Annotated in this window: 4 protein-coding genes; all 4 read left to right on the top strand. The window is 58.5% G+C overall.

Features of this window, described 5'->3' with window-relative positions; all coding sequences use genetic code 11:
* Positions 1–365: glycosyltransferase (locus AC1DLB_RS23070; protein ID WP_477785699.1), on the top strand; the 365-nt coding region annotated here is incomplete at its 5' end.
* Entirely contained in the window at positions 365–1678 is a 1314-nt protein-coding gene (locus AC1DLB_RS23065; protein WP_477785698.1) for an O-antigen ligase family protein, read from the top strand. The genes AC1DLB_RS23070 and AC1DLB_RS23065, both read left to right, overlap by 1 nt.
* Positions 1679–1695: 17 nt before the next feature.
* Complete coding sequence (locus AC1DLB_RS23060; RefSeq protein WP_111453156.1) at positions 1696–2649, top strand: glycosyltransferase family 2 protein; 954 nt, start codon at positions 1696–1698, stop codon at positions 2647–2649.
* A gap of 13 nt (positions 2650–2662) precedes the next feature.
* Positions 2663–4081: an oligosaccharide flippase family protein gene (locus tag AC1DLB_RS23055; RefSeq protein WP_477743221.1), complete on the top strand. Its 1419-nt coding sequence runs from the start codon at positions 2663–2665 to the stop codon at positions 4079–4081.
* The last annotated feature ends 157 nt before the right edge of the window (positions 4082–4238 follow it).

Genomic DNA, 4238 nt, shown 5'->3' with positions numbered 1-4238 from the left:
TGGCCGACCGGTTCGATTTACCAGGCTATACCAGTGATCCGATGGCAGAAGTGGCGGCGGCCGATTGTTTTGTACTGTCGTCGCGTTTCGAGGGCAGCCCCAACGCACTGGTCGAGGCCATGGCCACTGGCACTCCGGTGGTATCGACTCACTGCCCCTATGGGCCGCAAGAGATTCTCGATAATGGCGCGATCGCTCCGCTGGTGGCCGTCGACGCCCCTGACGCGCTGGCGCAGGCCATCACGATGCAGCTGACGTTGCCGCGTGATGTAAATCGCCAGGCCCGCATCGATGCCGCCGCCCGTTTCGTGAGCGCTTGCGCGGCGAAAACTTATCTCGATGCGCTACTCGGGAGCCAGTCGTGATGAACACACTGGAAGTCAGGTACAGCACGCTGCGCAACGCCTTCACGCTGTTCGGTGTGCTGTTCTACATCCAGGTGATCGGATTTTTTTCCGGGCTGGCGGATACGTCAAATCTGGACTTGGCCGAAAAAGACCTCGAAGGCAACGCGGTCAATCAGATTTGCGGTCTGATCACCCTGCTGGTACCGCTGTTCTTCTTCATCCGCAACAAGGTCTTCCTCAGCAAAAGCTTTTACAGGAACAACGCCTTCCTGCTGGTGTTCATGCTCTGCCTGGCGGTATCGATCAGTTGGTCCTACGACCCGATGTTAAGTTTCAAACGTTTTGTGGCGCTGATCAGCGTGGTCTTCTTTGCGGGTTTCATCGCCTACAACTACAGCCTCGAGAAAATCGCCTTCATGCTCGGCTGTCTCATCGGCGCCGCTGCGTYGTTCGGCTTGATACTGGCGCTTGTCAGGCCCGATGTCGCCTTCATTAACGGCGGTGTTCGCGAGGGTGCATTCAAAGGGATTTTCCCGGATAAAAATGCCGGCGCCCGGATCAACGCGATCGCCATTTTGCTACTGCTGCCGATGATCCGTCAGGGCAATCCCTGGGCCATCATCTGCTCGTTGTTCTCGCTGATCGCGATTGCACTGGCCCAATCCGCCACCGCCACAGCACTGATTGTTGCCGGCACCGTGAGCTACTGGTACTTCCTCACGCTGATCCGTTTGCACATCAACCGTTCATGGCCCGCATTCCTCGGCACGACGATCGTCTATTTGCTGATCTGTTTCTTTCTCTACGGCAACTACACGCTGCTGCTGGAGCTGACCGGTCGCGATCCATCACTCACCGACCGCACGTTGATCTGGGACCTGCTCACACCGCTGATCGACGCCGAATTCCTCAAGGGTTACGGCTTCGGCGCCTTCTGGTCCAGCCCCAGCGCCGAGGTCTTTATCAGCCGCTGGGGTTACATCGGTAATGCCCACAACGGCTACATCGAAACCTTGCTGAACGGCGGTATCGTTCAGTTGATAGCGCTGCTCCTCATGCTGATCGAGGCACTGCTAAAACACTATCGGGCCGTGATGGCGGACCAATCGGCACGGTTTCATGTCAGCGCGATGGTCATCGTCGGATCATTCATGCTCACCAACTATGTAGCGTATGTCGTGCCCAACTACCGCTCGGCGGAGTTTCTGGTGTTCTGCGTCCTGGCCCTGTCCTTTCGGCATCACCACGCGAAATACCCCGTGTTGTCAGCAGCAACCCTGCGTCAGCGTCCGTCCGGCGAGGCATTGCCGCGCGATTCAGCCAAGGCGTAACGAAAGGAGAAATAACCATGCCAGACCAAGCCCACCCTTCACCCAATACCGTGTGCGTCATAATCGCGATGTACAACGGCGCCGACAGCATTGAGCAAACACTGGCGTCCGTGGCCGGGCAAACGCGACTGCCCGATCACGTCATCGTCATCGACGATGGTTCCACCGATGATGGACCCCAACGGGTCAGGGACTTCGCGGCGCCGTTTCGCCTGACGCTGTTGCATCAAGCCAACGAAGGCCAGGCCAGCGCCCGCAACCACGGACTGCAGCACACTGAAGAGACTCTTGTGGCGTTTCTCGATGCCGATGACAGATGGTATCCGCGAAAGCTGGAGCAACAAGTGGCACTGTTTGAAGAACTGGATCGTCAGGGACGGCCGGTGGGGCTGATAGATTGCTACGTGCATAACGACTACAGCGATGGCAGGCGAATACTGGAAGACCGGCAAAAAAACGGTAGGCATTTCGACGATTTCATCCGCGCCAACGTCCTCAATGGCGTGTCCTCCGCGATGGTCAAACGCGACGTGATCATGCAACTCGGCGGCTTCAATGCCAGCCTGCGTTACTCCGAAGACCGCTTCATGTGGACCCGGATCGCCGAACACTGGGAGGTCCATACGGTGCCAGAGGTGCTGCTGCAGCGCATGGTCAACAGCGCCAACATGACCGCGCAACCGACAAGGTACTACCCGCACAAGATCAGGTTCATCGAAGAGTACCTCGCCCACTTTGGCCCGCAGCTCAGCAAGCAGCAACGGATCGATTTCGCGCTGGGCAGCCTCTCCGACTTTCTCGAACTGTTTTCCCGCAGAGGAGAGCATGCCCAAGTGATCGGTGTGTACCGGCGAATGCTGGAGTATTCCTGGCAAGCGCTGATCTTCAGGAACGGCAAACCGACATTGCGCTTCCTCTACGCATGCGTCCAATCATTGCGCAAGGCACCTGCGTCCACCACTGCTCATTGAGCCGGTATCCGCCATGGCCAATCATCGTCTGGTTAAATTGATCTGGATTTTCACCGAGAAGTTCGGCCTGATTTTCCTGTCGATGATTACCTTTGTCGCGTATGCCAGGCTGCTGTCGCCCACAGAGTTGGGTGTGGGCACGGTCATCATTGCCGTCGTCGAGTTGATCGGGATGATTTATTCCTCGGTTCTGGAAGACCCGCTGGTACGACTCGAACGACTGGAAGACAAACACATCGCCACAGCCTTCTGGGCGTCGGTACTCGTCAGCCTGCTGTCCATCGTCGTCATCTCGGGCGCGGTAACGCTGTACACACCCGACCCGGTGCTGCGATGGATGACGGCGGTGGCCTCGGTGAAAATCCTGTTCACCATGATGGCGCGGGTCTATGTGGCGCAAATGCGCCGTAGCGGCGACTTCAGGATGTTGGCGTCGCGCACGTTACTGGGCAAAGTATGTGGTGGCGTGGGTGGCATCGCTGTCGCGCTTTGGGGGTTGGGGGCCTGGGCGGTCATTGCCCAGGTACTGATCATGGAGTTCGTGTCCATTGTCGTATTGATGCGTGCAGACCCGCGCCGCATTGCCTTTTGCATTGACGGCCCGCTCCTGCGCGAACTGTTGAAGGCCGGCGCACCGGTTGCCATCAACGCGCTGAGTTCGCAAACGCTACAGCGCGGGGTCACCGTCATCCTGGGCATGACGGCCGGTAGCAACGCGGTGGGCATGTTCAACATGGCGATGCGCATCATCGATCTGCCGCGCACGGCGATCTATCACGGCCTGATCAGCTATGCGCTGCCGGTGTTTGCCCGGCGCAGCGCCGATCCCTCGCGGTTGCGCGCGATCATCAGCGATTCGACCGCCGTCAGCGGCTTCCTGCTGACGCCCCTGTTCATCGGCATCGCACTCACGGCGCATGACCTGATCCTGTTGATCTTCGGCGCCAAATGGACCGAGGCCATTCCCCTGCTGCAAGTGCTTGCGTGCACGGCAGCCATCGGCAATACCGCCATGTACGCCACAACCGCACTGGTCGCAGTCAATTGCAGCCACCTGACCATCAAGGCCGAAGTGGCAACCTCCGTACTGGCACTGACGCTGGTCTATAGCTTCGGCAGCCTTTATGGCGGCATGGCCGCCGCCCTCGCCCTGCTAGCCCGGATGGCGATCATCACGCCACTGCAAATCCGCGGATTGAACCGCGCAATCGGCTATGACTGGCGGCTGTTTTTCGAAACCAACTATCGCAGCGTGGTTGCCTCGTTGGTCATGGCTGCGATCGTCCTGATGATTTCTTCCCGATTGAGTGTTCAAGGCTACCTGCACCTGTTCTGCAGCATCGTGGTTGGCGCGCTGAGCTATGCCGTGGCGTACAGCGTGATGCATCCGCGCTGGCTGCAAGAATTCAAATCGGTTTTCACCACCCGCTGAGAGGACGCACCCGACAACCTTTCTCCTACCCGGACCACATTCTCCTGACTCGCGCAATTTCCTTGTGACAGGAACGCCTCATCATGCACAAAACCACGTTGATTACCGGCGGGGCCGGATACATCGGCTCGCATACCACCCTGACCCTGATTGACGC

It is taken from the genome of Pseudomonas sp. 05N434, from assembly GCF_056396965.1.
The sequence above is the reverse complement of the archived record's forward strand: the minus strand, read 5'-3'. Positions and strand labels throughout refer to the sequence as shown.

Coding starts and splice junctions, on each gene's coding strand:
- AC1DLB_RS23060 (WP_111453156.1), top strand. CDS start 1,696: ATGCCAGACCAAGCCCACCCTTCACCCAATACCGTGTGCGTCATAATC.
- AC1DLB_RS23055 (WP_477743221.1), top strand. CDS start 2,663: ATGGCCAATCATCGTCTGGTTAAATTGATCTGGATTTTCACCGAGAAG.